A 23,863-nucleotide genomic window follows, 5' to 3' on the forward strand; every position below is an offset into this window, starting at 1 on the left:
CCGCAATCCCGCTTGGCGATCACGCCGGCTTCACGCCCGCGACGACGCCGGTGGGCTCTTCGCTGAGCCAGCGATAGATCACCCCGCCGAGCGCACCGCCGATCAGCGGCGCAACCCAGAACAGCCAGAGCTGCGCCAGCGCCCAGCCGCCGACGAACAGCGCAGGGCCGGTGCTGCGCGCCGGGTTCACCGACGTGTTGGTGACGGGAATGCTGACGAGATGGATCATCACCAGCGCGAGCCCGATCGCGAGCGGCGCGAAGCCCGCAGGTGCCCTTCCGTGCGTGGCGCCCATGATGATGAACAGGAACATCATCGTCATCACCACCTCGGTGAGGAAGCAGACCATCATGCTGTACTGACCGGGCGAATGGGCATCGTAGCCGTTGGACGCGAAGCCCTTGGTGACGTCGAAGCCCGGGGCGCCGCTGGCGATCACATAGAGCAGCGCAGCTGCAACGATCGCACCGACGACCTGCGCGACGATGTAGGGCAGGATCTGTCCGGTTGGAAACCGGCCACCCGCTGCAAGACCGACCGTGACCGCCGGATTGAGATGGCAGCCCGAGATGTGGCCGATGGCGTAAGCCATGGTGACCACGCTCAGGCCGAAAGCCAGGGACACGCCGACCAGACCGATTCCGACCTGCGGGAAGCCGGCCGCGATCACCGCGCTGCCACAACCTGCGAATGTGAGCCAGAAGGTGCCGATAGCTTCGGCCGCATATTTTTTCATATCCATTGTCGTCCCCTGATTTCAAAGATTCCGGAACAAAGCTCCGGTCGCGGCCCCGCCAAGGGCGTCAAACCGCCCAAATCAGGGCCACGCAGGGCTATTTTCGCCTCATTTAATGGCTGAACTTGGCCCGAAAGACCTCTTGGCAGGTGGACATCTCAGGTTTTGTCTGATACATCCGCGCGCTCAAGGTTAAGGGCGTCGGGCTTTTTGCCATCCCCTTTGACTTACCAGAATTCAAATCCGATCCACTGAAGAGGATGCCGCGTGCAGGTTCTCGTTCGCGATAACAATGTTGATCAAGCCCTCAAGGCGCTGAAGAAGAAGATGCAGCGCGAGGGGATTTTCCGCGAGATGAAGCTCCGCGGTCACTACGAAAAGCCCTCCGAGAAGAAGGCCCGTGAAAAGGCCGAGGCTGTGCGCCGCGCGCGCAAGCTGGCCCGCAAGAAGCTGCAGCGCGAAGGCCTGCTGCCGATGAAGCCGAAGCCGGTGTTCGGCGCCGGCCCCGGTGGCGAGCGTGGTGGTCGTGGCGGCCCGGGTGCAGGTCCGCGCGGACCGCGCTGATCTTTCGGGATTTACCAGACTTCAGTTTTCGATGACGCGGGCCCAGAGCCCGCGTTATTATTTTGTAGCGGTGCCTTTCTGGGATGGGGCACTACCGATGCGGAACCAGCGCGAGCGAACCGTAGATGGCCTCCCCTCTCCCCGAGCGCCGCTTGGCGCGACGACGCCTGATCTTGCGCCAGCCGCTCGCGCTGACTTTGATGGGAATTGCGCTCTGCGGCTGCTCCTTCGACCTGGGATCCTTGATGCCGGAGAAGGAGAAGCCGCAGGAGGCGCCGAAGGCGGCGGCGACCGCCGAGAGCGCGGTCAGCGCCGGCAACGTCACCGAAGCCCAGGCCCATACGGCAAAAGCCCAGTCGCTCGCCAAGTCAGGCGAGACCGCGGCCGCGCTGGACGAGTACAACCGCGCCGTCGGGCTCGATCCCTACAATGCGCAGGCGCTCTATGGCCGCGCGCTGATCTACCAGGGCAACAACCAGCACGATTTCGCCATCGCCGATTTCAGCGCGGCAAGCGGGCTCAACCCGCAAAAGGCCGAGCCGCTGCTCGGCCGCGCCACCAGCTATCTGGCGCTCGGCAAGGTCAAGGAAGCCGCAGCCGACCTGGATGAAGCCTCCGAGGCCGATCCGCACAATGCCCAGGTCTGGACCGCGCGCGGACAGGCCTATGAGCGGCTCGGCGACAGGGCCAAGGCGGTAGCGTCCTACAACAAGGCGGTTGCCCTGCGTCCACGCGACGACGCCGCCCGCAGCGGCCTCGCCCGCGTCGGCGGCTGACAAGCCCGGCGAAGGCGCCAGCTTAATCGGGAGTGGAGCTCTTCGGCAGGACGGAGTGGAACATCGACTTCATGCCCGACAGCATCTCGTCCGCGACGTTGGTCTTCTTCGGCCGAGGCATGGCCCCACCGGCATCGGCGCGCAGGTCGAGCGGCGGCGCGATCACCGGCACGGGAATGTCAGCCGGCGGCGTGATCCGGTTCGGGTCGTCGTTGCCAACCGAGGCCGTGTAGGACGGCGGCGAGCCGGCATTGCCATACGCCTCGGGTGAGGGCGTAGACACTGTGATCGGCGGCGGCAGCGGACGGACCGCGGACGGCTCCGTCGTGACGACACGCGGGGCCTCGGGGACGCGGGTGGCTTCGCGCACCGCGGGCTCAGGGGTCCGCTCGACCGGCTTGGTCTCGGCAGCTTTGGTCTCGGCAGCCTTGGCTTCGGCAGCCTTTTCGGCAGCCTTGCCCTCAGGCGACTTGCGAAGACGCTCGATGGCGGCACGCGCCAGATCGTTGGCGTCGGGGGCTGCAGCCGGAGATGCGGCGGCCGGCGCGGAACTGGCCTCCACCACTGGGGTGGTGGCTGCCGGGGTCGACTTCGCGGCCGCCTTCTCGCGCGCCGGGCGGCCATGCGAGGCGGTCTCGGCGGGAGCTGTGTCCGCAGCCTTGGTCTCAGGCTTGTCGGCAGGCTTCTCGGCCGCAGCCTTGTCCGTCACACTCTTCTCGGAGACGCTCTTCTCGGAGACACCCTTGGCCTTGACGCCGGGTGCGGGAAGGCTGGCGGTATCCGCCGGCTTGGCGTCCTTGCCGGCCTCGGCAGGCGCAACGACGGCCGTGGGGGTATCCGCCGCCGGCTTGGCATTGATGTAGTGGTTAACGATGTAGGCCCCGATGATCGTCGCGAGCACCGAGGGGAAGATATCCATCGAGATTTTAGCGAGGTATTTCAGCATTTCTCGGCCACTCCCCGCGCGACCAGATGCGGGAACTTTGGGGCAATTGTAAGGGATCAACTGCGACGGATCGATGGCAAAGGGTAATCCTACGCCTTCAGCTCGATCTCAAGGAACACGATCTCAGTTGAGGTTTCGTTAAGTACGTCGTGCTGGACGCCGGCCTTGCGGAAATAGGATTTTCCGGCCGCAAGCTGCGCCTTCGAGCGCTCGCCGCCGGGCGCCACGATGGTCATTTCGCCGGCGACGACGGGAACAATCACATAATCCATCCCGTGGGTGTGGTGGCCGGTCGCGCTGCCCGGGGCGAGCCGCCACTCGGTCACCCGGACCTCTTCGTTGTCGATCTGGACGTCGGACTTGGCGGCAAGCATCGGGAACCTTTCCTGGGACGGAGCACTTCAGGGCACGAAAACCATGAACACGTAGACGGCAAATACCACCATATGGACCAGGCCGAACAGGACATTGGTCCTGCCTGTGCCGAAGGTCAGCATGCTCAGGAAGAAGGTCAGCAGCAACAGCACGCTGCCCTGGGCGCTGAGGCCGAGCTCGAGCTCCTTGTCGAACGCGTAGGTGGCGACGCCGACGGCGGGGATGGTCAGGCCGATGGTCGCCAGCGAGGACCCGAGGGCGAGATTGATGCTCTTCTGGAGATCGTTCTTGCGCGCCGCCGCGATGGCCGCGACGCCCTCCGGCATCAGGATCAGCAGCGCGACCAGAAGGCCGGCGAAGGCCGGTGGCGCGCCGATCCTGGCGCCGACCGCATCGACCACCAGCGAGAATTTCTTGGCCAGCAGCACGACCGCCAACAGCGAGACCAGGAGCAGCGCCACGGTGAGCGCGAGCGCTCCGACCGACAGGTGCACCGCCCCGCCCTCGCCCTCCGCCCGTTCATCAACGAAGTAATCCTTGTGCAGGACAGTCTGGGTGTAGAGGAACACCGCGTAAAGCGCGAGCGTGACCACATCGACGAAGCCGAGCTGAACGCTCGAATAGACCGGCCCCGGCGTGGTGGTCGTGTAATTCGGCATGATCAGGGTGATGGTCGCGAGTGCGAACAGGACGCTGAGATAGACGTTGGCGCCGGAGAGCTGAAAGCCCTGCTCGCGATAGCGCAGCCCGCCGATGAAGATGCAGAGCCCAACGAGGCCGTTGCAGACGATCATGACCACGGCGAACACGGTGTCGCGCGCCAGTTCCGGCGCCGGCTTTTCGCCCAGCATGATGGTGGTGATCAGAGCCACCTCGATGATGGTCACCGAGAGCGTCAGCACCAGCGTGCCATAGGGCTCCCCGACCCGTTCGGCGATCACCTCGGCATGATGAACGGCGGCGAACACCGTGCCGAACAGGATGACCAGAAGCACGATGGCGAAGACGAGCCCGGGCAGCGACAGCGTGAAGACGTAATCCGTCGCGCTGACGGCTACGAACAACAGCACGGCCAGCGCCGGGAAAATCCAGGCCGACCGGGGCATCGGACTATGCGCGCTCATCCACTGGCTCCAGTTGTGCAACCGCAGCAGTAGCAAATCGCCAGTCAGATTCAATGCCAGTGCAGGATCGGCGCGACTGGCAGGACCGTCAGCAGCAAGAACAGCGGGATCAGCACGGCGCCGGCGCGCAGCAGATAGCCGAAGAAGCTCGGCATCTCGATGCCGTTCTCGCTGGCGATGCTGCTGACCATGAAGTTCGGCGCATTGCCGATATAGGTGAGCGCGCCCATGTAGACCGCGCCCATGGAGATGGAGGCGAGCGTGCCTGACAGGTCATGCATCAGCACTTGCGGGTCGCCGCCGGCCAGCTCGAAGAACAAGAGATAGGTCGGCGCATTGTCGAGGAATGCCGACATCAGCCCGGTGCACCAGAAATAGGCGACCTCGCGCGGCGTGCCGTCCGGCGCCGTGACCGCCGACAGCAGCCAGGCGAAGGCGCCGTGATGGCCGGCATCGAGCATGGCAATGACCGGAATGATGGCGACGAAGATGCCCGCGAACAGCTTTGCGACCTCGCGGATCGGCTCCCAGGTGAAGCCGTTGGCCTGCCTGTGCTCGTCCGGCGTCAGCCACACCGACAGCGCCGCAATCGCCAGCAGCGCCGCGTTGCGGGCGAGGTCTTCCAGCTCCAGCTTCGTTCCGAGAAGGTCGAAGGCGATGCCGGACTTCCACATCGCCGACACCAATAGACTGGCGACGATCGCCGCGATCAGCACCAGATTGACGAGGCCGCGGATCCGCACCTTGGCAGGCCCCGCGTCGCTGAGTTGCGGCTCGCTCCTGAAACGCCAGACGTCGACGGCGACAAAGATCACGAGCAGAAGTCCGGCAACGATCACCGTCTGCAACCAGATGTTCCGCGTGGTCCAGAAGAAGTCGACGCCGTGCAGGAAGCCGACGAACAGCGGGGGATCGCCGAGCGGGGTCAGCGCGCCGCCGACATTGGCGACCAGGATGATGAAGAAGATGACGACATGAGCATTGTGGCGCCGCGGCCGGTTGGCGCGGATCAAGGGACGGATCAGGATCATCGCCGCCCCGGTGGTGCCGACGACGCTCGCCATCAGCGTGCCGAGCGCGAGGATGCCGGTATTCGCCGCCGGCGTGCCCTTGATGTCGCCCGTGATGAGAATGCCGCCGGCCACGACATAGAGCGAGAACAGCAGCACGATGAAACCGAGATATTCCGCAAGCATGGCGTGGACCAGCGCGGCCAGCGTCGCCATGCTTCCAGCAAAGATCACGAGCGAGCCGAGCGCCAGCAGCGACCAGATCGCGGCGATCTTGCCGTAGTGATGGTGCCAGAATTTTGCGAACAGCAGCGGCCCGAGCGCGATCGACAGCAACAGGCCGGCAAAGGGCAGCGCATAGGGCCAGCGCATCGCCGCGCCGTCGATCCCCGACGCCGCCCATGCGGGCTGCGGCACCAGCGCGAGAAGCGCGGCGATGACCACGCAGCCCCGCCAGGTCGCAAACCGTCTAGGGAGCAATGAAGCGCCTCGCTGTCTCGATCGCGCCGAACGCATCGAGATTGTCGTGTCCGCCGCCCGCAAAGCGAACGAACTGCTTCGGTTCATGCGCGAGCGCGAACAGACGCTCCCCGAACACCATCGAAATGGCAAGGTCATTGGTGCCATGCATGACCAAGAGCGGCACCGTGACGCGCGCGATCCGCTGGTCGGAGCGAAACTGATCGCGCATCAGGAGGCGGACCGGAACAAAGCGGAACGCCGCGGCGGCCACGTCGACGGTCGAGGTGTACGGCGCCTCCAGGATCAATTTGCCGACGGGATGTTCGGAGGCGGTTGCAACCGCGACGCCCGTCCCCAGCGAGAAGCCCCATGCGACGATTCGGTCCGCGGCATAGCGGGCGGTGGTGAAGGCGTAGGCGGAAGCGGCATCGCGCAGCAGCCCCTCTTCGCTCGGCGCGCCGCTCGAGCCGGCATAGCCGCGATAGGACAGCGCGACGAGACCGGTGCCGTCAGCCGTCATCGCCTTGAAGCGATCGATGCGGCCGGCGAGGTAATCGCCATTGCCCGGAAAGAACAGGATCACGGGACGGCCGGGCCTCGCCGGCACGTGCCAGACGATGACCTTTTCGCCATCGGACGTGGTCAGGACATGCTCTTCCGCCTCGGGCAGACCTGCGGCATCGGGCGCGGTGCGGCCGACGGGCGGGATCGGAAACAGCATCTCGCGCTGGCGGATATACAGCATGACGAGACCGGCAAGATAGACGGTCACGAGCAGGATGAGGGTCCATTTGACGATGGTCATCATGTGCGCGGCCGGCCCCCGATCCAGACTAGGGCTTGCGTTGGCTCCGCAGCAATTTCATGACGTCGGGCCGGATGCTGGCGGGAACGTCGCGGCAGCCGCACGCCGCCTTGTGGGCTGCGTGCCAGGCGATGCGCTGCTCGCGCGTTGCCTTGGGCGGCATGCGATGGGACCGGTGCCATTCCTTGTTGATGGCCACGGTCCCTCCCGCATTACATCGCCTTGACGATGTTCTCGGTGACCTTCTTGGCGTCGCCGAGCAGCATCATGGTGTTGTCCCGGTAGAACAGCGGATTGTCGATGCCGGCATAGCCCGACGCCAGCGAGCGCTTGATGAACATCACCGTGCCGGCCTTCCAGACCTGAAGCACCGGCATGCCGTAGATCGGCGAGGTCTTGTCCTCTTCGGCGGCCGGGTTGGTGACGTCGTTGGCGCCGATCACGAAGGCGATGTCGGCCTGCGCGAACTCCGAGTTGATGTCCTCGAGCTCGAACACCTCGTCATAGGGCACGTTGGCTTCGGCGAGCAGCACGTTCATGTGGCCGGGCATGCGGCCCGCGACCGGGTGGATGGCGTACTTCACCTCGACGCCTTCCTTCTTCAGGATGTCGGCCATCTCGCGCAGCGCGTGCTGGGCCTGCGCCACCGCCATGCCGTAGCCAGGCACGATGATGACCTTGGAGGCGTTCTTCATGATGAAGGCGGCATCGTCCGCCGAGCCGAGCTTGGCGGGCTTCTGCTCGCCGGTGCCACCGCCGGCCGCAGCGGTTTCACCGCCGAAGCCGCCGAGGATGACCGAGATGAAGGACCGGTTCATCGCGTGGCACATGATGTAGGACAGGATCGCGCCCGACGAGCCGACCAGCGCGCCGGTGATGATCAGCGCCGAGTTGCCAAGCGTGAAGCCGATGCCGGCCGCGGCCCAGCCCGAATAGGAGTTCAGCATCGAGATCACGACCGGCATGTCGGCGCCGCCGATCGGGATGATCATGAGCACACCGAGGGCCAGCGCCAGGATGACGATCATCCAGAAGTCGAACGCGCCGCCGGTGAGCACGAGCCGGACGATGAAGAACACCAGCGCCAATGCGAGCGCGATGTTGATGCCGTGGCGGAACGGCAGGATGATCGGTGCGCCGCTCATGCGCGCGGACAGCTTGAGGAACGCGATCACCGAGCCGGTGAAGGTCAGCGCGCCGATGGCGACGCCGAGCGACATCTCCACCAGGCTCTGCGGATGAATATTGCCCGGCGTACCGATGTCGAAAGCCTCGGGCGCGTAGAACGCGCCGGCGGCGACCAGCACCGCGGCCATGCCGACCAGCGAGTGGAAGGCGGCGACGAGCTCCGGCATCGAGGTCATCGGCACGCGCCGCGCGATCACCGCGCCGATCGCAGCACCGATCGCGATGCCGACGATCACCAGCACCCAGGCGAGACCGTCCGCCGGCGGATGGTTGGCCAGCGTGGTGGCGACCGCGATCGCCATGCCGATCATGCCGAACAGATTGCCCTGGCGCGACGAAGCCGGGCTCGACAGCCCGCGCAGCGACAGGATGAACAGCACTCCCGCCACGAGATACAGAAATGCAGAGAGGTTGGCGCTCATCTCAGGTCCCCATTGATCCCATCAGCCCGAGGTGGCCGCTTACTTGGCCTTCTTCTTGTACATCGCCAGCATGCGCTGGGTGACAAGGAAGCCGCCGAAGATGTTGATGCAGGCAAAGATCAGCGCAACGAAGCCGAAGGCGCGCGCCCAGCCCGAGCCGCTCGAAACATTGGCGACGCCGCCGGCCAGCAGCGCACCGACCACGATCACCGAGGAGATCGCGTTGGTCACGCTCATCAGCGGCGTATGCAGCGCCGGGGTCACCGACCACACCACGAAATAGCCGACGAAGACGGCGAGAACGAAGATCGACAGCCGGAAGATGAAGGGGTCGACGACCTGTGCAGCATGCTCCATGACGGCTCTCCTCAAACCTTCGGCTGGAAATTCGGGTGGACGACGGCGCCGTCCTTGGTCAGTGCAGTCGCCTTGACCAGCTCGTCGTCCCAGTTGACGGCGAGCTTCTTCTCCTTCTTGTCGACCATGGTCTCGATGAAGGAGAACAGATTGCGCGCATAGAGGCTGGAGGCCGAGGCCGCGACGCGGCCGGCGACGTTGGTGTAGCCGACGATCTTGATGCCATCGAGGTCGACGACCTCACCGGCCTTGGCGCCCTCGACATTGCCGCCGCGCTCGACGGCGAGATCGACCAGCACCGAACCCGGCTTCATCGACCTGACCATCTCGGCACTGACGAGCTTCGGCGCCGGCCGGCCCGGAATCAGCGCCGTGGTGATCACGATGTCCTGCTTCTTGATGTGCTCGGCGGTGAGCGCGGCCTGCTTGGCCTGGTACTCCTTGGACATTTCCTTGGCGTAGCCGCCAGCGGTCTGCGCGTTCTTGAACTCCTCGTCCTCGACGGCGAGGAATTTCGCACCGAGCGATTCCACCTGCTCCTTCGTCGCGGGCCGAACGTCGGTCGCGGTCACGACGGCGCCGAGGCGGCGCGCGGTCGCGATCGCCTGGAGGCCGGCGACGCCGACGCCCATCACGAACACTTTTGCGGCGGGCACGGTGCCGGCCGCAGTCATCATCATCGGAAAGGCGCGGCCGAAGGCCTCGGCGCCCTCGATTACGGCGCGGTAGCCGGCGAGGTTGGCCTGCGAGGACAGCACGTCCATCACCTGCGCGCGGGTGATGCGCGGCATCAGTTCCATCGCGAAAGCGGCGACGCCGGCGTCGGCCATCGTCTTCAGCGCGGCCTCGTTGCCATAGGGGTCCATGATGGCGATGACCAGCGCGCCGCGCTTGTACTGCGAAAGCTCTGAGGCCTCGGGGCGCTTCACCTTGATGATGATGTCGGCGTCCTTCAGCGCATCGGCGCTGACCGTGGCACCCACGGCGGTGAATTCGGAATCCGGCAGGCCCGACTTGATGCCGGCGCCCGGCTCGACGGCGATCTCGGCGCCCAACGCCTTGAATTTCTTCACCGTATCAGGCGAAGCGGCAACGCGCGGCTCTGACGGATCAATTTCCTTGGCAACGGCGATCTTCATAGGTCCTCCGGCGGCGCGGGACAGCGCACGCACAAAAAAGTAGCGTTACTCCCGCAACGTTGCATACCGGCTTTAAAACCGGCTTGTTTGCAAAATTTGTGGGCAGCTGCCGCCGCAGATGGAGGCAGCCACCAAAAGTCGATTTAGGTGAGGAAGATCGCCATCAGAATGACGATGAGCGCGACCGAGGCCGTGCCGTACTTCACGAGCTTGATGAAGCCCTCGTAGGTCTGCTCGTGGGCAACGTAGTCGTTGCCGTCGGCGGTGGTGTACGCCACTTCGCTATGGTCAGCCATGGATTGTCCCCAGTCGAAAGTCCAATTCTTAGGCTGGGATACCGCAAAGCTTCGGGCAGGGCAACGGCACGAAGGGCCGGTTTCCCAGCAAATAGGCTCATTTGGAATCCCGATTATCGCGGATCCGGCGCGCGGAATTGGCTTTGCTAAACCGGGGTTCAGCAGATACCGCGCGCCGATCCTGCCCTGAATTCAGGCACCCCGCGCCTCTCAGCCCATCGCCTCCAGCTCGTCGATCATCCCGGCGATGACCGAGAGCCCGCCATCCCAGAATTTGGGATCCTTGGCATCGAGCCCGAACGGCCGCAGCAGCTCGGAATAGTGCTTGGTGCCACCGGCGGCGAGCATATCGAGATAGCGCTCGGCAAAGCCCTCGGCCGCGTGCTCGTAGACGGCATAGAGCGAATTCACGAGGCAATCGCCGAAGGCGTAGGCGTAGACGTAGAACGGCGAATGGATGAAGTGCGGGATGTACATCCAGTAGTTCTCGTAGCCCGCCTTGATCTCGATCGCGGGCCCCAGGCTCTCCCCCTGCACCGACAGCCAGATCTCGCCGAGCCGCGTCGCGGTGAGCTCGCCATTCTTGCGCTCGGTGTGGACCGCGCGCTCGAAGGAATAGAACGCGATCTGCCGCACCACGGTGTTGATCATGTCCTCGACCTTGCCGGCGAGCATCGCCTGACGCTGTTTTGCGTTTTTGGTCTGGGCCAGCAGCCGCTTGAAGGTGAGCATCTCGCCGAACACGCTTGCGGTCTCCGCCAGCGTCAGCGGCGTCGGCGCCATCAGCGCGCCGTTCTTCGCCGCCAGGACCTGGTGCACGCCGTGGCCGAGCTCATGGGCGAGCGTCATCACGTCGCGCGGCTTGCCCTGGTAGTTCATCAGCACGTAGGGGTGCGCCGACGGCGTGGTCGGATGCGAGAACGCGCCCGGCACCTTGCCCGGACGCACCGGCGCATCGATCCAGCGATCGGTGAAGAAGCGCTCCGCGATGTCGGCCATCTCGGGCGAGAAGCCGCGATATGCCGTCAACACCATGTTGCGCGCATCGGGCCAGCCGATGACGTCGGTCGCCGCAAAAGGCAGCGGCGCATTGCGATCCCAATAGGCCAGCCGCTTCTTACCGAACCACTTCGCTTTCAGCGCGTAATAGCGATGCGACAGCTTTGGATAGGCGGCACGGACCGAGGCGACTAGCGCATCCACCACTTCGCGCTCGACGCGGTTGTTCAGATGGCGGGAATCCGCGACGTCCTTGAAACCGCGCCAGCGGTCGGAGATGTCCTTGTCCTTGGCGAGCGTGTTGGTGATCAGCGCGAAGGTGCGCTCATTGGCCTTGAAGGTTTTTGCCAGCGCTTCGGCCGCTGCCTTGCGCTTGGCGCCGTCGCGGTCCTGCAGGAAATTGAGCGTCGGCTCGATTGCCAGTTCTTTCGCACCGACCTTGAAACGCAGGCTGGAAATGGTCTGGTCGAACAGGCGGTTGAAGGCGGAATAGCCGGTCTGCGCCTTCTCCAGGAAGAGCTGTTCGAGCTTGTCATCGAGCTGGTACGGCTTCTCCTTGCGCAGATCCTCGATCCACGGACGGTAATACGCGAGCTCCGGGGCCTGCATCGCGCGGGTCAAAATATCGTCATCGATGCGGTTGAGCTCGAGCGCGAAGAACAGAAGATGCGTCGACGCCGCCGTCAGGCGTTCGGACACATCGCCGTAAAACTTTGAAATCTTGGGATCAACGCTGTCGCCGGCATGGACGAGACCGGCATAGGAGCCGAGGCGGCCGGCGAGATCGTCGATCGCCTCATAGCGCCGCACGGCTTCGGCGAGCCATTTTCCGCCATCTTCGTTTGCTGTCCCTGTCGCGAGCTTGCCCTTGTAGTCGGTCTCGAACGCGACGCAATCGGCATCCATCTTTTCGAGGTCGCGCGCCACTTCCGGCGCATCGATCCCGGAATAGAGATCGGCGAGGTTCCACTCCGGAAGCTTGCCGGTCTTGCTCGCAGCTTTGGAGGGTTTTGCCTTGGCGGCCGATTTCTTGGCGACGGATGTCTTGGTAGCTGACTTGCGAAGGGCTGGCTTTTTGAGAGCGGGCTTGTTCAAGGCAGACTTCTTGTTCAAGGCAGACTTGGAGCGCGAATTCATTGTGTGGGAAACCTGTGTTCAACAATCGCGACGACGGGCTGGGGCATCAAGGTTTAAGAGTGCGTTAATCGGCTTCGGCCAGAGTGACCCGATTCGAGACAGATAGTAGTAGCGTGCGGGGAACACCATGGCTGCCTGTATTTTGATCGCCGACGACGACGCTGTAGCCCGCCGGCTGGTCGAGAACATGGTGCAGAAATGCGGCTATGAAACGATTGTCGTGGAGTCTGGCGATGCCGCAATCGCCGCCCTCACCGCCCCCGACGCACCCGCCATCGACGGCGTCATCCTCGATCTCGTGATGCCCGGCCTCGACGGCATGGGCGTGCTGGCGAAGATCCGCGAAGCGGGCCTCTCCGTACCCGTCATCGTACAGACCGCCCATGGCGGCATCGACAATGTGATCTCGGCGATGCGCGCAGGCGCCGCCGATTTCGTGGTCAAGCCGGTCGGCATGGAGCGGCTTCAAGTCAGCTTGCGCAACGCGCTCAACACCTCCGCGCTCAAAGGCGAATTGCAGCGCATCCGTCACAGCCGCGAAGGACGGCTGACCTTCTCCGACATCATCACCCGCGCCGAGGCGATGGCACCGGTCATGCGCGCGGCGCAGAAGGCGGCGAATTCCTCGATCCCCGTGCTGATCGAAGGCGAGTCCGGCGTCGGCAAGGAGATGTTCGCGCGCGCCATCCATGGCAGCGGCGAGCGCAAGGCGAAGCCCTTCGTCGCGGTCAATTGCGGCGCAATCCCCGACAATCTCGTCGAGTCCATCCTGTTCGGCCACGAGAAGGGCGCCTTCACCGGCGCCACCGAACGCCACACCGGCAAGTTCGTCGAGGCCCATGGCGGCACGCTGTTCCTGGACGAGGTCAGCGAGCTGCCGCTGACCGCTCAGGTCAAGCTGCTGCGCGCACTCCAGGAAGGCGCGGTCGAGGCGGTCGGCGGCCGCAAGCCCGTCAAGGTCGACGTCCGCATCGTCTCGGCGACCAACCGCAAGCTGCTGGAGCGGGTGAAGCAGGGCCACTTCCGCGAAGACCTGTTCTATCGCCTGCACGTGCTGCCGCTGACGATCCCCTCGCTCCGCGCCCGGCGCGAGGACGTCCCGCATCTGCTGCGGCATTTCCTCGCGCGCTTTGCCGCCGAGGAGAGCCGCCCCATCACCGGCATCAGCGGCGAGGCCGTGGCGCATCTCGCCCAGCTCGACTGGCCCGGCAACATCCGCCAGCTCGAGAACGCAGTCTACCGCGCCGTGGTGATGAGCGACGGCGACCAGCTTGGCCTCGCGGACTTCCCCCTGCTCACCGCCCAGCCGCATGGCGCAACGGACATCCCGACCGCTCCGCTGATACTGGAGCCGATCGCCGCGCCTTCGGTGGTGTCGGGTAGCGACATACCAATCGCGCCGCTTCCCCTGGCGGGAAACCTGTCGATGCTGACGCCGACCGGCGACGTCCGCCCGCTCGAGGACATGGAGAACGAGATCATCCGTTTCGCCATCTCGCACTATCGCGGACAGATGTCGGAAGTCGCCCGCCGCCTCAAAATCGGCCGGTCCACCCTCTACCGGAAACTCGACGAAGCCGGGGTTCCCGGCCATGGCGGGAAAAGCGGTGAGGAGACGCACTGAGCCTTATGCGAACGCACGTTCGCGCGAGGCCGGGAAGCGACCGCAAGCCGTTGAATTACGGCAAAATTCGACGGCGGCTTGAACCGTGACTTGGAAGTGACAGACAGAGGGAAAAGCGCGTGCGGCCAGCGCACAATCCGTTGCCAAGAGGCTCCCTTGAAGTCAGTTTGTCGTGAGTTGTCCCGGGTAGCGCTGGCTGCAAAATCGGGGCCTGTATATCGTCTGGCGTAGGGAATCGTTGCGTGCAGGCGTGCGACTTTCGAGAGGCCGGCGCGATTAGCCGAAACTCAATTAGGCGATAACGAAGCTGTTCCACGAGGAACAGTTCACCCGAGGGGTGTGACACAATGCGTGACTGTTTGAACCACCGTGCAGGCTTTGACCGTGTCTTGATGACGGTCGCGGCAACCTTCCTCACGGTGTCGGCCGGCTCGGCGCTGGCGCAGGATCAGGCGCGCAGCAGCGCTGCCGAACTCGCGATCGAAGCCGCGATCCCGCGCCCCGAGCCCGCCAACGTTCCGCCCCCGACCGCTTCCGACATCAAGCTCGACACCACCGCCACGGTGCAGGATCCTGCCAAGGAAACTGCCAAAGAGCCCGTCAAGGCGGACGCCGCGCCCGCGCCCGACAAGGTCGAGACCAAGCCGTCCGACGTCGCCGCCACGCCCGCACCTGAGGCGCCGAAGAGCGAGACGGCCAAATCTGAGCCTGCCAAAACCGAGCCTGCCAAGGCTGACACTGCGACAGCACCGCCGGCTCCCGCAGCGCCTGCCACTGCGGCGGCTCCGGCCGCCGAGCCGGTCAAGGCTGCCAGCAACGTTCCCGCCGCCGACCAGCCGGTCGCCGACAAGCTCAAGGACATCATCGGCGCCAAGACCTCGCGCCATTTCGACCGCAAGAACGAGCGCGCGGCGATCGAGAAGTTTTATGGCGCCCGCGACTTCGCGCCGGTGTGGACACAAGGCGGCAGCCTGACTGCCGCTGCCAAGGGCGTGATCGCGCGGCTCAAAGATGCGGCCTCCGACGGTCTCAATCCCGCCGACTATCCGGCGCCGGATTTCGCCGCCGCCACGACGCCCGATGCGCTCGCCGACGCCGAGCTGAAGCTCACCGCCAGCATGTTCGACTATGCGCGCCAGGCCCAGAGCGGCCGCATGCACTGGTCGCAGGTCAGCGGCGACATCCTCTATCCCGAGCATCCGGTCGATCCGAGCGAGGTGCTCACCAAGGTCACGACCGCGACTGACGCGTCCGCCGCGCTCGACAGCTACAACCCGCCGCACAAGCTCTACAAGGAGCTGAAGGCCAAGCTCGCGGAGCTCCGCGGCCAGGGCAGCGGCCCGGTGATCGAGATCGCCGACGGTCCTGCGCTGAAGTACACCCCGGCCGGCAAGAAGCAGGCGGAGATCGTCGTGGACGATCCGCGCGTCCCGCAGCTGCGCGCCAAGCTCGGCATCGCCGAGAACGCCAGCGACAGCCGCTATGACGCTGCGGTCGCCGAAGCCGTGCGCAAATTCCAGAGCGGCGCCGAGATGAAGCCGACCGGCATCCTCGACGACAAGACCGTCAAGGCGCTCAACACCCCCAAGCGCGACAAGCAGATCGACACCGTGCTGGTGAACATGGAGCGCTGGCGTTGGCTGCCGCGCGACCTCGGCGTGCCCGCGCTGGGCGATGCCTATGTCATCCTCAACATTCCCGACTACACGCTGAAGGTGATGCAGCGCGGCCAGCAGGTCTGGACCACCCGCGTCGTCACCGGCAAGCCCGGCCAGCACGCCACCCCGTTGCTGACCGAGACGATGAAGTACATCACGGTCAACCCGACCTGGAACGTGCCGCCGTCGATCGTCTACAACGAGTATCTGCCGGCGCTTCAGCAGGACCCGACCGTGCTCCAGCGCATGGGCCTCAAGCTCGAGCAGAACCGCGACGGCTCGGTGCACATCTCGCAGCCGCCCGGTGAAGCCAACGCGCTCGGCCGCATCCGCTTCAACTTCCCGAACAAGTTCCTGGTCTATCAGCACGACACGCCGGACAAGAACCTGTTCGCCCGGGAAGACCGCGCCTTCAGCCATGGCTGCATGCGCGTCCAGAACCCGGATCAGTACGCCTCCGTGCTGCTCAACATCGCGATGCCGAACGACAAGTACACGCCCGAGCGCGTGCGCAGCATGTACGGCAAGAGCGAGATCGACCTGAAATTCCCCACCCCGATCCCGGTCAACATCACCTATCAGACCGCGTTCGTGGACGACGCCGGCAAGCTGCAAATCCGCAAGGACGTCTATGGCCGCGACGCGACCATGATCAACATCCTGAAGAACGGCCGCGGCAAGGATCTCGAGAACGTCGTCGCGCACTCGCAGCCGAGCTATTCGCGCCCGGCGACCACCCTGCCCTCGGGCGTTGCGGTGGCCAACAATGGCGGCGGCTTCGGCTCGTCCGGTCCGAACTTCTTCGAGCGGCTGTTCGGAGCCCCGACCCCGCCGCCGGCTCCGGTCGGCCGCCGGCCGCAGCGGGTGTTCACCCGCTGAGGCCCGCCCGGCGCCTCATTTCCTGAAATTCTGCAATGAAATCAGCGCCCTCATCCCCAGATGGGGGCGCTTAACGTTAACCATTCTCCGACCTGCCCTCAGGCAGCGGGCGTTTTTTTGCCACAGTCAACCGTTTAGGATTGTAGCCTGACTTGGTTTGGGGGCGGGAAGGTCAACCTCGAATTAACCTTCTTGCTTTAAGAAAGCGTTCATCCTCTTTCGCGCGCTAACGGGGTTGGCGGGAGAGTCCATTTGAACGCTCGTCGACTGGGTGGGCTCATTCGTGCTGACTGGTCTTGCACGCCAACTTGCTGTGCTGTCGTTGTCCCATGCGGGAGTGAAGGTCGGATCTCGGATCGGCCTCGCTTCCGTATTGCTGCTGGCTGCCGCCGGCTCGGTCCATAACGCCGCCGCGCTGAACGAGACCAAGACCCTCTCCTTCCACCACACCCATTCCGGCGAAGACCTCACGGTCACCTTCAAGCGCGACGGGCGCTATGACGAAGCCGCGCTGAAGCAGCTCAACCATTTCCTGCGCGACTGGCGCACCCAGGACGAGACGGTCATGGACCGTCACCTCTTCGACATCCTCTGGGAAGTCTACCGCGACGTCGACGGCAAGCAGCCGATCCAGATCATCTCCTCCTACCGCTCCCCCGCCACCAACGCCATGCTCCGCCGCCGCTCCTCGGGCGTGGCGCGCTTCAGCCAGCACATGCTGGGCCATGCGATGGACTTCTACATCCCGGGCGTGCCGCTGGAGCAGATCCGCTTCGCCGGCCTGCGCCTGCAGCGCGGCGGCGTCGGTTTCTATCCGACCTCGGGCTCGCCCTTCGTGCATCTGGACACCGGCAGCATCCGGCACTGGCCGCGCATGACGCATGACCAGCTCGCCCGCGTCTTCCCGGACGGGAAGACGGTGCATCTGCCGACCGACGGCACGCCGCTGAAGGGTTATGAGCTCGCCAGGGCCGAGATCGAGCGTCGCGGCAGCGGCGATGACGGCGCCAGCAAGCCGAACTTCTTCGCCGCTCTGTTCAAGAGCAAGTCGGCGCCGCCCGCCGCCAGCAGCAGCGACGAGGATGACGAGGGCGCGCCGGCCCCGGCCGCGAAGTCGTCCGGGCCGACGGTGGTCGCCGCCGCAGCCAAGCCGGCCGACCCGGTCCCGACCCCGCGCGCCAAGCCGCAGGTCGCCGCCACCCTCCAGCTCGCCTCGGCCGATGCGCAGCTCGTTGCGCCGCCCAAGCCGAAGCCCGCGCCCGTGGCTGACAAGCCCGCCGCCAAACCTGCCGAGGCCAAGCCGGAGACCCCGGCCGACATCATCAATGCCCGCGGCTTCTGGGATGCCCCCGCCACGCCGCAGCAGGCCACGCCCGCCCAGGTCGCGGCGCTGAAGGCCCGCCAGGCGCTTGCCTCAGCGAGCGATCCGCAGCCAACCGCAAGCGTGTCTAGCGCAACTCTTCAGGCGCTGGCTTACGCGCCGGCCGCCTCCCCGGTCGACCGCAGCAACGTTGTCGCCGCCTCCGCGCCGATCCCGCGCTCCGCCCGTCCGGGCACGCGCGGCGCGGCACCCGCCACCGAGATCAACAGTGTGGTCGGCAAGAGCGTCGACGGCATGGTCGCGACCGCGACCCGCCTGTCCGCGGCCAAGAACGAGAGCATCTGGCTCAAGATCGTGATGCTGTCGCCGAGCGCCAGCCGCGCGATGTCGGTCACGCTGATGGGCGAGCTCGATACGGCGGCGCTGCGCGGCTATTTCGTCAAGCCGCAGACGGTGATCGCGATGGGCTTCACCGAGGACCCCATGCCGGGCCTGTCCTGCGACAGCTTCTCGGGCAGCGCGACCGCGAAGCTCGAGACGACGTCGTTCGTCATGCGCACGGCCGCGCTGCGCTGAGGCTGTTAGCCCTCGCTCTATCCACGACCTTAGCCTCGTAGCCCGGATGAGCGCAGCGACATCCGGGAAAGCGGCGCGCGCTGCGACATCCCGGATATCGCTTCGCTCATCCGGGCTACAGGTTCACAGCTTCTATTTTCGCTTTCCCGCCCCGCCGATCCAGATGATAGGTCAGCGCCAGCGACAAGCAGACGGCGAGCTCCCGCTTTGGCAATTTGCCCGCCACCGGCAACAGCAAAGCCCTCGTCTGCCGATACTCGAACTGATCTGGAAAGCGCTCGCGAAAGGTGTCGACCAGCGTCGTCTTGCAGTTGAACAGAACGGCGGCGTGATCGGAATCCTTCAGGCGGCCGAGCCTGATCGTTGAGCCGCTGCCCGTCTCTTCGGTCAGATAGGCGGGCTCGCCCCATTTCAGGGTTTCGCTGAGCCGGCCGACCTCCTCATGCTCTGCGGCGGTCGCAAAGATCAGATCGCGCACCTGAAGGAGCCGCTTGCGCATCGGCGCCGGAAAGGCGTCGAAGGCCCGGCTCACCTCGCGCGGCAATATCGGCTCGGTCACAGTCTCACTCTCGATGGATCGGCAATCGGTCTCCGCCGTGCGCCAGATCAAGTCGGCAGGCCCGCCCGGAGAAGGCCAGCCTCATAGCGCTGACGATCGACCTCCCGCTTGTAATGCTGGGTCGCAAGATGATTGGCGACGGAAAATGCCGGCTCACGCTTGAGAACTTCGGCCGCGTGCGCGCCGGCAGCCACTGCATTGCCCATCTGCGCGAATATCCCGGCGAGGAACGCATGATGGGTGTGATCGGGGCGTGAGATCCGCGAGAACGCTTCGGCGGCTTCGGCGTATTTCTCGGCACAGTAATAGGCACGCCCGAGATGGCTCCAGAAGCGTTCCGGATGATACGGGTTGAGCCGCATCGCCTTCTTGATCCAGTCGATGCCCTCCTCCGGCCTCCCCAGCCAGGTCAGCAGTTCGCCCTGCTGCACCACCACGAGGTCATAATTCGGGTTGAGCGCGAGCGCGCGTTCCTGATGGTAAGTGGCCTTATCATGATCGTCGCGGTTCAGATTGAGTGCCGCGAGGATGCGATGGACGTCGCTGTCATTGTCATCGAGGCCCAGCGCGGTTTCCAGCTCTGAAGCCACCTGCTCAAAGGTAGCGTCGCGATCCGCGCACCAGCTATAGACCCAGGTCTGGCCCAGGACGCACGCCTTCCACGCATGCGCGTGAGCATAGTTCGCGTCGAGCTCGAGCGCCCGGTCGAGCAGAAGCTGCGCCCGCGCATTGTCTTCGCGATTGGAGCGATGGTGCAAGACCTTCGCGGCCAGCACGCATTCATAGGCCGCCATGTTGTCCGTCGGCTTGCGGTTCGCGCGATCGTGCGTCGCCGCCTCGACACGGCCGGGCAACGTGGCGGCGATCGCCCGGGTCATCTCGTCCTGGATGGCGAAGATGTCCTTGAGCTCGCCGTCATAGCGCTCGGCCCAGATATGCCGATCCGTCTCCGCATCGATCAGCTGCACGGTGACGCGGACGCGATCCCCGGCCTTTCGCACGCTTCCCTCGATGACGTAGTCGACACCGAATTCGCGGCCGACGTCCTGTACCTTAACCGACTTTCCCTTGTACACGAAGGTCGAGTTGCGCGAGATCACCAGCAGGTCGTGGAAGCGTGAAAGCTCGGTGATGATGTCCTCGGTCAAACCGTCTGCAAAGAACTCCTGCTCCGGATCGCCGCTCATGTTGGCGAAGGGCAGCACGGCGATTGACGGTTTCTTCGACTTGCCGGTCACCTTTGCAGCGGCCGTCGTGCCGGCTGGCGCGCTTGCCGACCCATCCTCCAATCGAATCCGGTAGACGCGGATGGCGCGCGCGATGTTCTTGACGTTCTGCTCGCCGATGTCCTCGAATGCGACACCATCGAGGCGCTGGCCCAGCTGGTCACGCACTGCGCTGGAGATGCAAATGCCTCCAGGCTCGGCCAGTGCCTCCAACCGTGCCGCGACGTTGACACCGTCGCCGAAAATGTCGTTCTGATCGACGATCACGTCGCCCAGATTGATACCGATGCGGAATTGTATCCATCGCGGCGGCGGGACATCGGCGTTGCGACGCCCCATCCGGCTCTGAATTTCAGCAGCGCACAACACGGCGTCGACGACGCTATGGAATTCGACGAGCAGGCCGTCGCCCGTCGTCTTGATGATGCGGCCGTGATTTTTGGCAATCGCCGGATCGATGAGCTCGATCCGGTGGGTCTTGAGGCGCGCGAGCGTGCCACCCTCGTCGACCTCCATGAGCCGACTAAAGCCGACCATGTCAGCCGCGAGGACCGCGGCGAGCCTGCGCTCTGGTCCAGGCACATCCATAGCTCGGTCCCTTCACCGAGCACTCTAGCAGACCCGCGGATTTTGCCCAAGCGCGGGCCTCCGCAAATTGCGGCCCGGCGAGGCACTCTTACGGGTGAGGCGCGGTCCCGTCGCCTTCAGAGCATCCCCAGCGCCTGCATGTAGGTCTCGAGGATGGTCTCGGCCTCGGCGCGCTCGTTGGGGTCCTGCTTGCGCAGGCGCACGATGGTGCGCAGCGCCTTGACGTCATAGCCGTTGCCCTTGCTCTCGGCATAGACGTCGCGGATGTCGTCGGAGATCGCCTTCTTCTCTTCCTCCAGCCGCTCGATGCGCTCGATGATGGATTTGAGCTGGTCCTTGGCAAATTTCGTCGCGGGTTCGTCGTCGCGGACGGCGGCGGAGGTGGCCATCTTGGTACTCCCAATGGAACTGGCAAAACGAGGTGACGCCGGCATCCACCGCGCGTGCTGGCAAAACCCTTAGGGTTCGTCCCCCCTGCGTTCAAGCAAGCATCGCGCTCGTCCACAGCGCGCCCACACCTTCCTGCGGCGGCTCGAAGAAAGCTGTTGTGTGGTGCGACTCAGGCGATGCGGACCGGGGCCTCTCAGTGACCGTGCGGATGGGCCTTCTTCATCGCCTCGAGCTGCTCGGGCGTGGCCGTGCCCTGGTGCTTCGCCTTCCAGGTCTCGTAGGGCATGCCGTAGACGGCCTCCCGGCTCTCGTCCTTGCTCAGGGCGACCCCTTGCGCGTCTGCGGCGTCCTTCAGCCAGTTGGACAGGCAGTTGCGGCAGAAGCCGGCCAGATTCATCAGGTCGATGTTCTGGACGTCCGTCCGGCTCCGCAAATGATCGACCAGGCGCCGGAAAGCGGCCGCCTCGAGCTCCGTTCTGGTTTTGTCGTCGATTGCCATAGCTGGATCCCTCGGCTCGCCCTTAGACATCGTCACCCTTACGGGATCAGGTGGGGTCCTGTCACAGATTTTGCCACATCGCGGTGCAAACGGGCCAAAGCGCGGCCTGGGGCAGTTCCCCGGCCCTACGCCAAATCGTCAATGATCTGGTATACCTTCCGCAACAATGATTGCCGAATCTCCCCGCTTCCCGCTTCGCCTGCTCGCCCGGTTGGTCCCGGTGCTGGCGGTCGCCCTGCTGTGCCTCTGGGCCAGCCCGGCGTCCGCCGATTTCCGCCTCTGCAACAACACCTCGAGCCGGGTCGGCATCGCGCTCGGCTACAAGGACGCCGAAGGCTGGACCACGGAGGGCTGGTGGAACATCTCGTCCCGCTCCTGCGAGACGCTGCTGCGGGGCACGCTGGTCGCCCGCTATTACTACATCTACGCCATCGACTATGACCGCGGCGGCGAATGGTCGGGCCAGGCCTTCATGTGCTCGCGCGACAAGGAATTCACCATCCGCGGCACCGAGGATTGCCTGGCACGCGGCTATGACCGCACCGGCTATTTCGAAGTCGATACCGGCGAGCAGCGCGCCTGGACGGTGCAGCTCACCGATGCCAACGAACAGCCGGCGCAGCAGCGCGTGCCTGGCCTGCCCGGACCGGTTGGCCCGGGCGGCGTTCCGGGTTTGCCCAATGTCCCGCCCGGTGCTACGCCCCCGGGCTCGCCCGGCCTGCCACCCCCTTCCGGAAATAAGCCATGAGGCGTCTTCGCCGTATCAAGATTCTTGCGACCCTGGGACCTGCCTCTTCAGATCTCGCAATGATCCGCCGCCTGTTCGAGGCCGGCGCCGACCTGTTCCGCATCAACATGAGCCACACCCCGCATGACAAGATGCGGGAGCTGGTGGCGACGATCCGCAATGTCGAGAGCAGCTACGGCCGCCCGATCGGCATCCTGGTCGATCTTCAAGGCCCCAAGCTCCGGCTCGGCGCCTTCGCCGAAGGCGCGGTCCAGCTCCAGAACGGCCAGACCTTTACCCTCGATTCCGACAAGGCGCCGGGCGATGCCACGCGCGTCCATCTTCCGCATCCGGAGATCCTGGCCGCGCTCAGGCCCGGCCACGCGCTGCTGCTCGACGACGGCAAGGTGCGGCTGATCGCGGAGGAGACCTCGAAGGAGCACGCGGTGACGCGCGTCGTGGTCGGCGGCAAGATGAGCGACCGCAAGGGCGTCAGCCTGCCCGACACCGACCTGCCGGTCTCGGCGATGACGCCCAAGGACCGCGCCGACCTCGAGGCTGCCCTGGTCACCGGCGTCGACTGGATCGCGCTGTCCTTCGTGCAGCGCGCCGACGACGTGATCGAGGCCAAGAAGATGATCCGCGGCCGCGCCGCCGTGATGGCCAAGATCGAGAAGCCGCAGGCGATCGACCGCCTCGCCGACATCATCGAGGCCTCCGATGCGCTGATGGTGGCGCGCGGCGACCTCGGCGTCGAGCTGCCGCTGGAGCGCGTGCCGAGCCTGCAGAAGCAGATGACGCGGATGGCGCGCCGCGCCGGCAAGCCGGTGGTGATCGCGACCCAGATGCTGGAATCAATGATCCAGTCGCCAGTGCCGACCCGCGCCGAAGTCTCCGACGTCGCCACCGCCGTCTATGAGGGCGCCGACGCCATCATGCTGTCGGCGGAATCGGCCGCCGGCAAATTCCCGGTCGAGGCGGTCTCGACCATGAACCGCATCGGCGAGGAGGTCGAGCGCGACCCGACCTATCGCTCGGTGATCACCGCCCAGCGCCCGACGCCGGAATCGACCGCAGGCGATGCCATCGCCGACGCCGCGCGGCAGATCGCCGAGACGCTGGACCTGCCGGCCCTGATCTGCTGGACCAGTTCGGGCTCGACCGCGGTGCGGGTGGCGCGCGAGCGGCCGAAGCCGCCGGTCGTGGCGATCACGCCGAACATTGCCGCCGGCCGCCGGCTCGCCGTCGTCTGGGGTGTGCATTGCGTGGTGGCGGAGGACGCGCGCGACCAGGACGATATGGTCAGCCGCGCCGGCCAGATCGCGTTCCGGGACGGTTTCGTCCGCGCCGGCCAGCGCGTGATCATCGTCGCCGGCGTGCCGCTGGGCATCCCCGGCACCACCAACATGGTGCGCATCGCCTCGGTCGGCCCCGAGGGCGACGCGAACATTTAGGCCCGCCAGCGCGGTCAAAACAAAAA

General features: G+C 65.3%; 23 protein-coding genes. 7 read left to right on the plus strand and 16 right to left on the minus strand.

Features of this window, described 5'->3' with window-relative positions; all coding sequences use genetic code 11:
- Nucleotides 1-19 precede the first annotated feature (19 nt).
- Nucleotides 20-742, minus strand: coding sequence for an aquaporin Z (aqpZ, locus tag QA649_RS38420; RefSeq protein ID WP_283021693.1), 723 nt, complete (start codon nucleotides 740-742; stop codon nucleotides 20-22).
- A gap of 261 nt (nucleotides 743-1,003) precedes the next feature.
- Here aqpZ and rpsU point away from each other — a divergent pair, with 261 nt between their 5' ends.
- Both rpsU and QA649_RS38430 read left to right on the plus strand, forming a co-directional pair.
- Complete coding sequence (gene rpsU, locus QA649_RS38425; RefSeq protein WP_027545547.1) at nucleotides 1,004-1,300, plus strand: 30S ribosomal protein S21; 297 nt, start codon at nucleotides 1,004-1,006, stop codon at nucleotides 1,298-1,300.
- Between the two features lie 125 nt (nucleotides 1,301-1,425).
- The gene (locus QA649_RS38430; RefSeq protein ID WP_283021694.1) at nucleotides 1,426-2,076 is read left to right on the plus strand and encodes a tetratricopeptide repeat protein; all 651 of its coding nucleotides are present in this window, start codon (nucleotides 1,426-1,428) and stop codon (nucleotides 2,074-2,076) included.
- 22 nt (nucleotides 2,077-2,098) lie between these two features.
- Here QA649_RS38430 and QA649_RS38435 read toward each other — a convergent pair whose 3' ends face one another.
- The 11 genes from QA649_RS38435 to QA649_RS38485 all read right to left on the minus strand — a co-directional run bounded on the left by QA649_RS38435 (nucleotide 2,099) and on the right by QA649_RS38485 (nucleotide 12,336).
- Nucleotides 2,099-3,022: a hypothetical protein gene (locus QA649_RS38435; RefSeq protein ID WP_283021695.1), complete on the minus strand. Its 924-nt coding sequence runs from the start codon at nucleotides 3,020-3,022 to the stop codon at nucleotides 2,099-2,101.
- An 89-nt stretch (nucleotides 3,023-3,111) separates the two neighbouring features.
- Nucleotides 3,112-3,396, minus strand: coding sequence for a cupin domain-containing protein (locus QA649_RS38440; RefSeq protein ID WP_283021696.1), 285 nt, complete (start codon nucleotides 3,394-3,396; stop codon nucleotides 3,112-3,114).
- A gap of 27 nt (nucleotides 3,397-3,423) precedes the next feature.
- On the minus strand, nucleotides 3,424-4,521 hold the full coding sequence (locus QA649_RS38445) for an ionic transporter y4hA (RefSeq protein ID WP_283021697.1): 1,098 nt from the start codon (nucleotides 4,519-4,521) through the stop codon (nucleotides 3,424-3,426).
- 50 nt (nucleotides 4,522-4,571) lie between these two features.
- The gene (locus tag QA649_RS38450; protein ID WP_283021698.1) at nucleotides 4,572-6,047 is read right to left on the minus strand and encodes a sodium:proton antiporter; all 1,476 of its coding nucleotides are present in this window, start codon (nucleotides 6,045-6,047) and stop codon (nucleotides 4,572-4,574) included.
- A complete protein-coding gene (locus tag QA649_RS38455; RefSeq protein ID WP_283026198.1) occupies nucleotides 6,001-6,798 on the minus strand; it encodes an alpha/beta fold hydrolase in 798 nt (265 codons plus the stop codon). The genes QA649_RS38450 and QA649_RS38455 overlap by 47 nt, the downstream gene beginning before the upstream one ends.
- 28 nt (nucleotides 6,799-6,826) lie before the next feature.
- On the minus strand, nucleotides 6,827-6,997 hold the full coding sequence (locus tag QA649_RS38460; protein ID WP_283021699.1) for a hypothetical protein: 171 nt from the start codon (nucleotides 6,995-6,997) through the stop codon (nucleotides 6,827-6,829).
- 13 nt (nucleotides 6,998-7,010) lie between these two features.
- Nucleotides 7,011-8,408 carry an NAD(P)(+) transhydrogenase (Re/Si-specific) subunit beta gene (locus tag QA649_RS38465; RefSeq protein ID WP_260388486.1) on the minus strand — a complete coding sequence of 466 codons (1,398 nt, stop codon included), beginning with the start codon at nucleotides 8,406-8,408 and terminating at the stop codon, nucleotides 7,011-7,013.
- A 39-nt stretch (nucleotides 8,409-8,447) separates the two neighbouring features.
- Entirely contained in the window at nucleotides 8,448-8,765 is a 318-nt protein-coding gene (locus QA649_RS38470) for a proton-translocating transhydrogenase family protein (RefSeq protein WP_283021700.1), read from the minus strand.
- Between the two features lie 11 nt (nucleotides 8,766-8,776).
- Nucleotides 8,777-9,904 (minus strand): Re/Si-specific NAD(P)(+) transhydrogenase subunit alpha, encoded by a 1,128-nt coding sequence (locus tag QA649_RS38475; RefSeq protein ID WP_283021701.1) that lies wholly within the window; start codon nucleotides 9,902-9,904, stop codon nucleotides 8,777-8,779.
- 143 nt (nucleotides 9,905-10,047) lie between these two features.
- Nucleotides 10,048-10,200: an aa3-type cytochrome c oxidase subunit IV gene (locus tag QA649_RS38480; protein ID WP_008136857.1), complete on the minus strand. Its 153-nt coding sequence runs from the start codon at nucleotides 10,198-10,200 to the stop codon at nucleotides 10,048-10,050.
- Nucleotides 10,201-10,410: 210 nt separating this feature from the next.
- Entirely contained in the window at nucleotides 10,411-12,336 is a 1,926-nt protein-coding gene (locus QA649_RS38485; protein ID WP_283021702.1) for a M3 family oligoendopeptidase, read from the minus strand.
- A gap of 127 nt (nucleotides 12,337-12,463) precedes the next feature.
- On the opposite strand from QA649_RS38485, the gene QA649_RS38490 reads away from it, so the two are divergent.
- The 3 genes from QA649_RS38490 to QA649_RS38500 all read left to right on the plus strand — a co-directional run bounded on the left by QA649_RS38490 (nucleotide 12,464) and on the right by QA649_RS38500 (nucleotide 18,394).
- Entirely contained in the window at nucleotides 12,464-13,960 is a 1,497-nt protein-coding gene (locus QA649_RS38490) for a sigma-54 dependent transcriptional regulator (protein WP_283021703.1), read from the plus strand.
- Between the two features lie 347 nt (nucleotides 13,961-14,307).
- A complete protein-coding gene (locus QA649_RS38495; RefSeq protein WP_283021704.1) occupies nucleotides 14,308-16,497 on the plus strand; it encodes a L,D-transpeptidase family protein in 2,190 nt (729 codons plus the stop codon).
- A 271-nt stretch (nucleotides 16,498-16,768) separates the two neighbouring features.
- Nucleotides 16,769-18,394, plus strand: a complete 1,626-nt coding sequence (locus tag QA649_RS38500; protein WP_283021705.1) for a DUF882 domain-containing protein — start codon at nucleotides 16,769-16,771, stop codon at nucleotides 18,392-18,394.
- A gap of 115 nt (nucleotides 18,395-18,509) precedes the next feature.
- Here the strand turns inward: QA649_RS38500 and QA649_RS38505 are convergent, their stop codons facing one another.
- The 4 genes from QA649_RS38505 to QA649_RS38520 form a co-directional block, all read right to left on the minus strand.
- Nucleotides 18,510-18,953 carry a DUF1801 domain-containing protein gene (locus tag QA649_RS38505; RefSeq protein WP_283021706.1) on the minus strand — a complete coding sequence of 148 codons (444 nt, stop codon included), beginning with the start codon at nucleotides 18,951-18,953 and terminating at the stop codon, nucleotides 18,510-18,512.
- Nucleotides 18,954-19,000: 47 nt separating this feature from the next.
- Nucleotides 19,001-20,767: an adenylate/guanylate cyclase domain-containing protein gene (locus tag QA649_RS38510; protein ID WP_283021707.1), complete on the minus strand. Its 1,767-nt coding sequence runs from the start codon at nucleotides 20,765-20,767 to the stop codon at nucleotides 19,001-19,003.
- A gap of 116 nt (nucleotides 20,768-20,883) precedes the next feature.
- Nucleotides 20,884-21,156, minus strand: a complete 273-nt coding sequence (locus QA649_RS38515) for a DUF2312 domain-containing protein (RefSeq protein WP_018641571.1) — start codon at nucleotides 21,154-21,156, stop codon at nucleotides 20,884-20,886.
- A gap of 194 nt (nucleotides 21,157-21,350) precedes the next feature.
- The gene (locus tag QA649_RS38520) at nucleotides 21,351-21,656 is read right to left on the minus strand and encodes a DUF1244 domain-containing protein (protein ID WP_283021708.1); all 306 of its coding nucleotides are present in this window, start codon (nucleotides 21,654-21,656) and stop codon (nucleotides 21,351-21,353) included.
- 166 nt (nucleotides 21,657-21,822) lie between these two features.
- Here QA649_RS38520 and QA649_RS38525 point away from each other — a divergent pair, with 166 nt between their 5' ends.
- Together QA649_RS38525 and pyk are read left to right on the plus strand one after the other, a co-directional pair.
- Complete coding sequence (locus QA649_RS38525) at nucleotides 21,823-22,404, plus strand: DUF1036 domain-containing protein (protein WP_018641573.1); 582 nt, start codon at nucleotides 21,823-21,825, stop codon at nucleotides 22,402-22,404.
- Nucleotides 22,401-23,837 (plus strand): pyruvate kinase, encoded by a 1,437-nt coding sequence (pyk, locus tag QA649_RS38530; RefSeq protein ID WP_283021709.1) that lies wholly within the window; start codon nucleotides 22,401-22,403, stop codon nucleotides 23,835-23,837. Before QA649_RS38525 ends, pyk begins: the two co-directional genes overlap by 4 nt.
- The last annotated feature ends 26 nt before the right edge of the window (nucleotides 23,838-23,863 follow it).

The organism is Bradyrhizobium sp. CB1717 (assembly GCF_029714325.1).
Taxonomy (GTDB): domain Bacteria; phylum Pseudomonadota; class Alphaproteobacteria; order Rhizobiales; family Xanthobacteraceae; genus Bradyrhizobium.

Bases quoted from the DNA above. Each gene is read 5' to 3' on its own strand.
- aqpZ (WP_283021693.1), bottom strand. From the start codon at position 742: ATGGATATGAAAAAATATGCGGCCGAAGCTATCGGCACCTTCTGGCTC.
- QA649_RS38430 (WP_283021694.1), top strand. From the start codon at position 1,426: ATGGCCTCCCCTCTCCCCGAGCGCCGCTTGGCGCGACGACGCCTGATC.
- QA649_RS38435 (WP_283021695.1), bottom strand. From the start codon at position 3,022: ATGCTGAAATACCTCGCTAAAATCTCGATGGATATCTTCCCCTCGGTG.
- QA649_RS38440 (WP_283021696.1), bottom strand. From the start codon at position 3,396: ATGCTTGCCGCCAAGTCCGACGTCCAGATCGACAACGAAGAGGTCCGG.
- QA649_RS38445 (WP_283021697.1), bottom strand. From the start codon at position 4,521: ATGAGCGCGCATAGTCCGATGCCCCGGTCGGCCTGGATTTTCCCGGCG.
- QA649_RS38450 (WP_283021698.1), bottom strand. From the start codon at position 6,047: ATGCGTTCGGCGCGATCGAGACAGCGAGGCGCTTCATTGCTCCCTAGA.
- QA649_RS38455 (WP_283026198.1), bottom strand. From the start codon at position 6,798: ATGACCATCGTCAAATGGACCCTCATCCTGCTCGTGACCGTCTATCTT.
- QA649_RS38465 (WP_260388486.1), bottom strand. From the start codon at position 8,408: ATGAGCGCCAACCTCTCTGCATTTCTGTATCTCGTGGCGGGAGTGCTG.
- QA649_RS38470 (WP_283021700.1), bottom strand. From the start codon at position 8,765: ATGGAGCATGCTGCACAGGTCGTCGACCCCTTCATCTTCCGGCTGTCG.
- QA649_RS38475 (WP_283021701.1), bottom strand. From the start codon at position 9,904: ATGAAGATCGCCGTTGCCAAGGAAATTGATCCGTCAGAGCCGCGCGTT.
- QA649_RS38480 (WP_008136857.1), bottom strand. From the start codon at position 10,200: ATGGCTGACCATAGCGAAGTGGCGTACACCACCGCCGACGGCAACGAC.
- QA649_RS38485 (WP_283021702.1), bottom strand. From the start codon at position 12,336: ATGAATTCGCGCTCCAAGTCTGCCTTGAACAAGAAGTCTGCCTTGAAC.
- QA649_RS38490 (WP_283021703.1), top strand. From the start codon at position 12,464: ATGGCTGCCTGTATTTTGATCGCCGACGACGACGCTGTAGCCCGCCGG.
- QA649_RS38495 (WP_283021704.1), top strand. From the start codon at position 14,308: ATGCGTGACTGTTTGAACCACCGTGCAGGCTTTGACCGTGTCTTGATG.
- QA649_RS38510 (WP_283021707.1), bottom strand. From the start codon at position 20,767: ATGGATGTGCCTGGACCAGAGCGCAGGCTCGCCGCGGTCCTCGCGGCT.
- QA649_RS38515 (WP_018641571.1), bottom strand. From the start codon at position 21,156: ATGGCCACCTCCGCCGCCGTCCGCGACGACGAACCCGCGACGAAATTT.
- QA649_RS38520 (WP_283021708.1), bottom strand. From the start codon at position 21,656: ATGGCAATCGACGACAAAACCAGAACGGAGCTCGAGGCGGCCGCTTTC.
- QA649_RS38525 (WP_018641573.1), top strand. From the start codon at position 21,823: ATGATTGCCGAATCTCCCCGCTTCCCGCTTCGCCTGCTCGCCCGGTTG.
- pyk (WP_283021709.1), top strand. From the start codon at position 22,401: ATGAGGCGTCTTCGCCGTATCAAGATTCTTGCGACCCTGGGACCTGCC.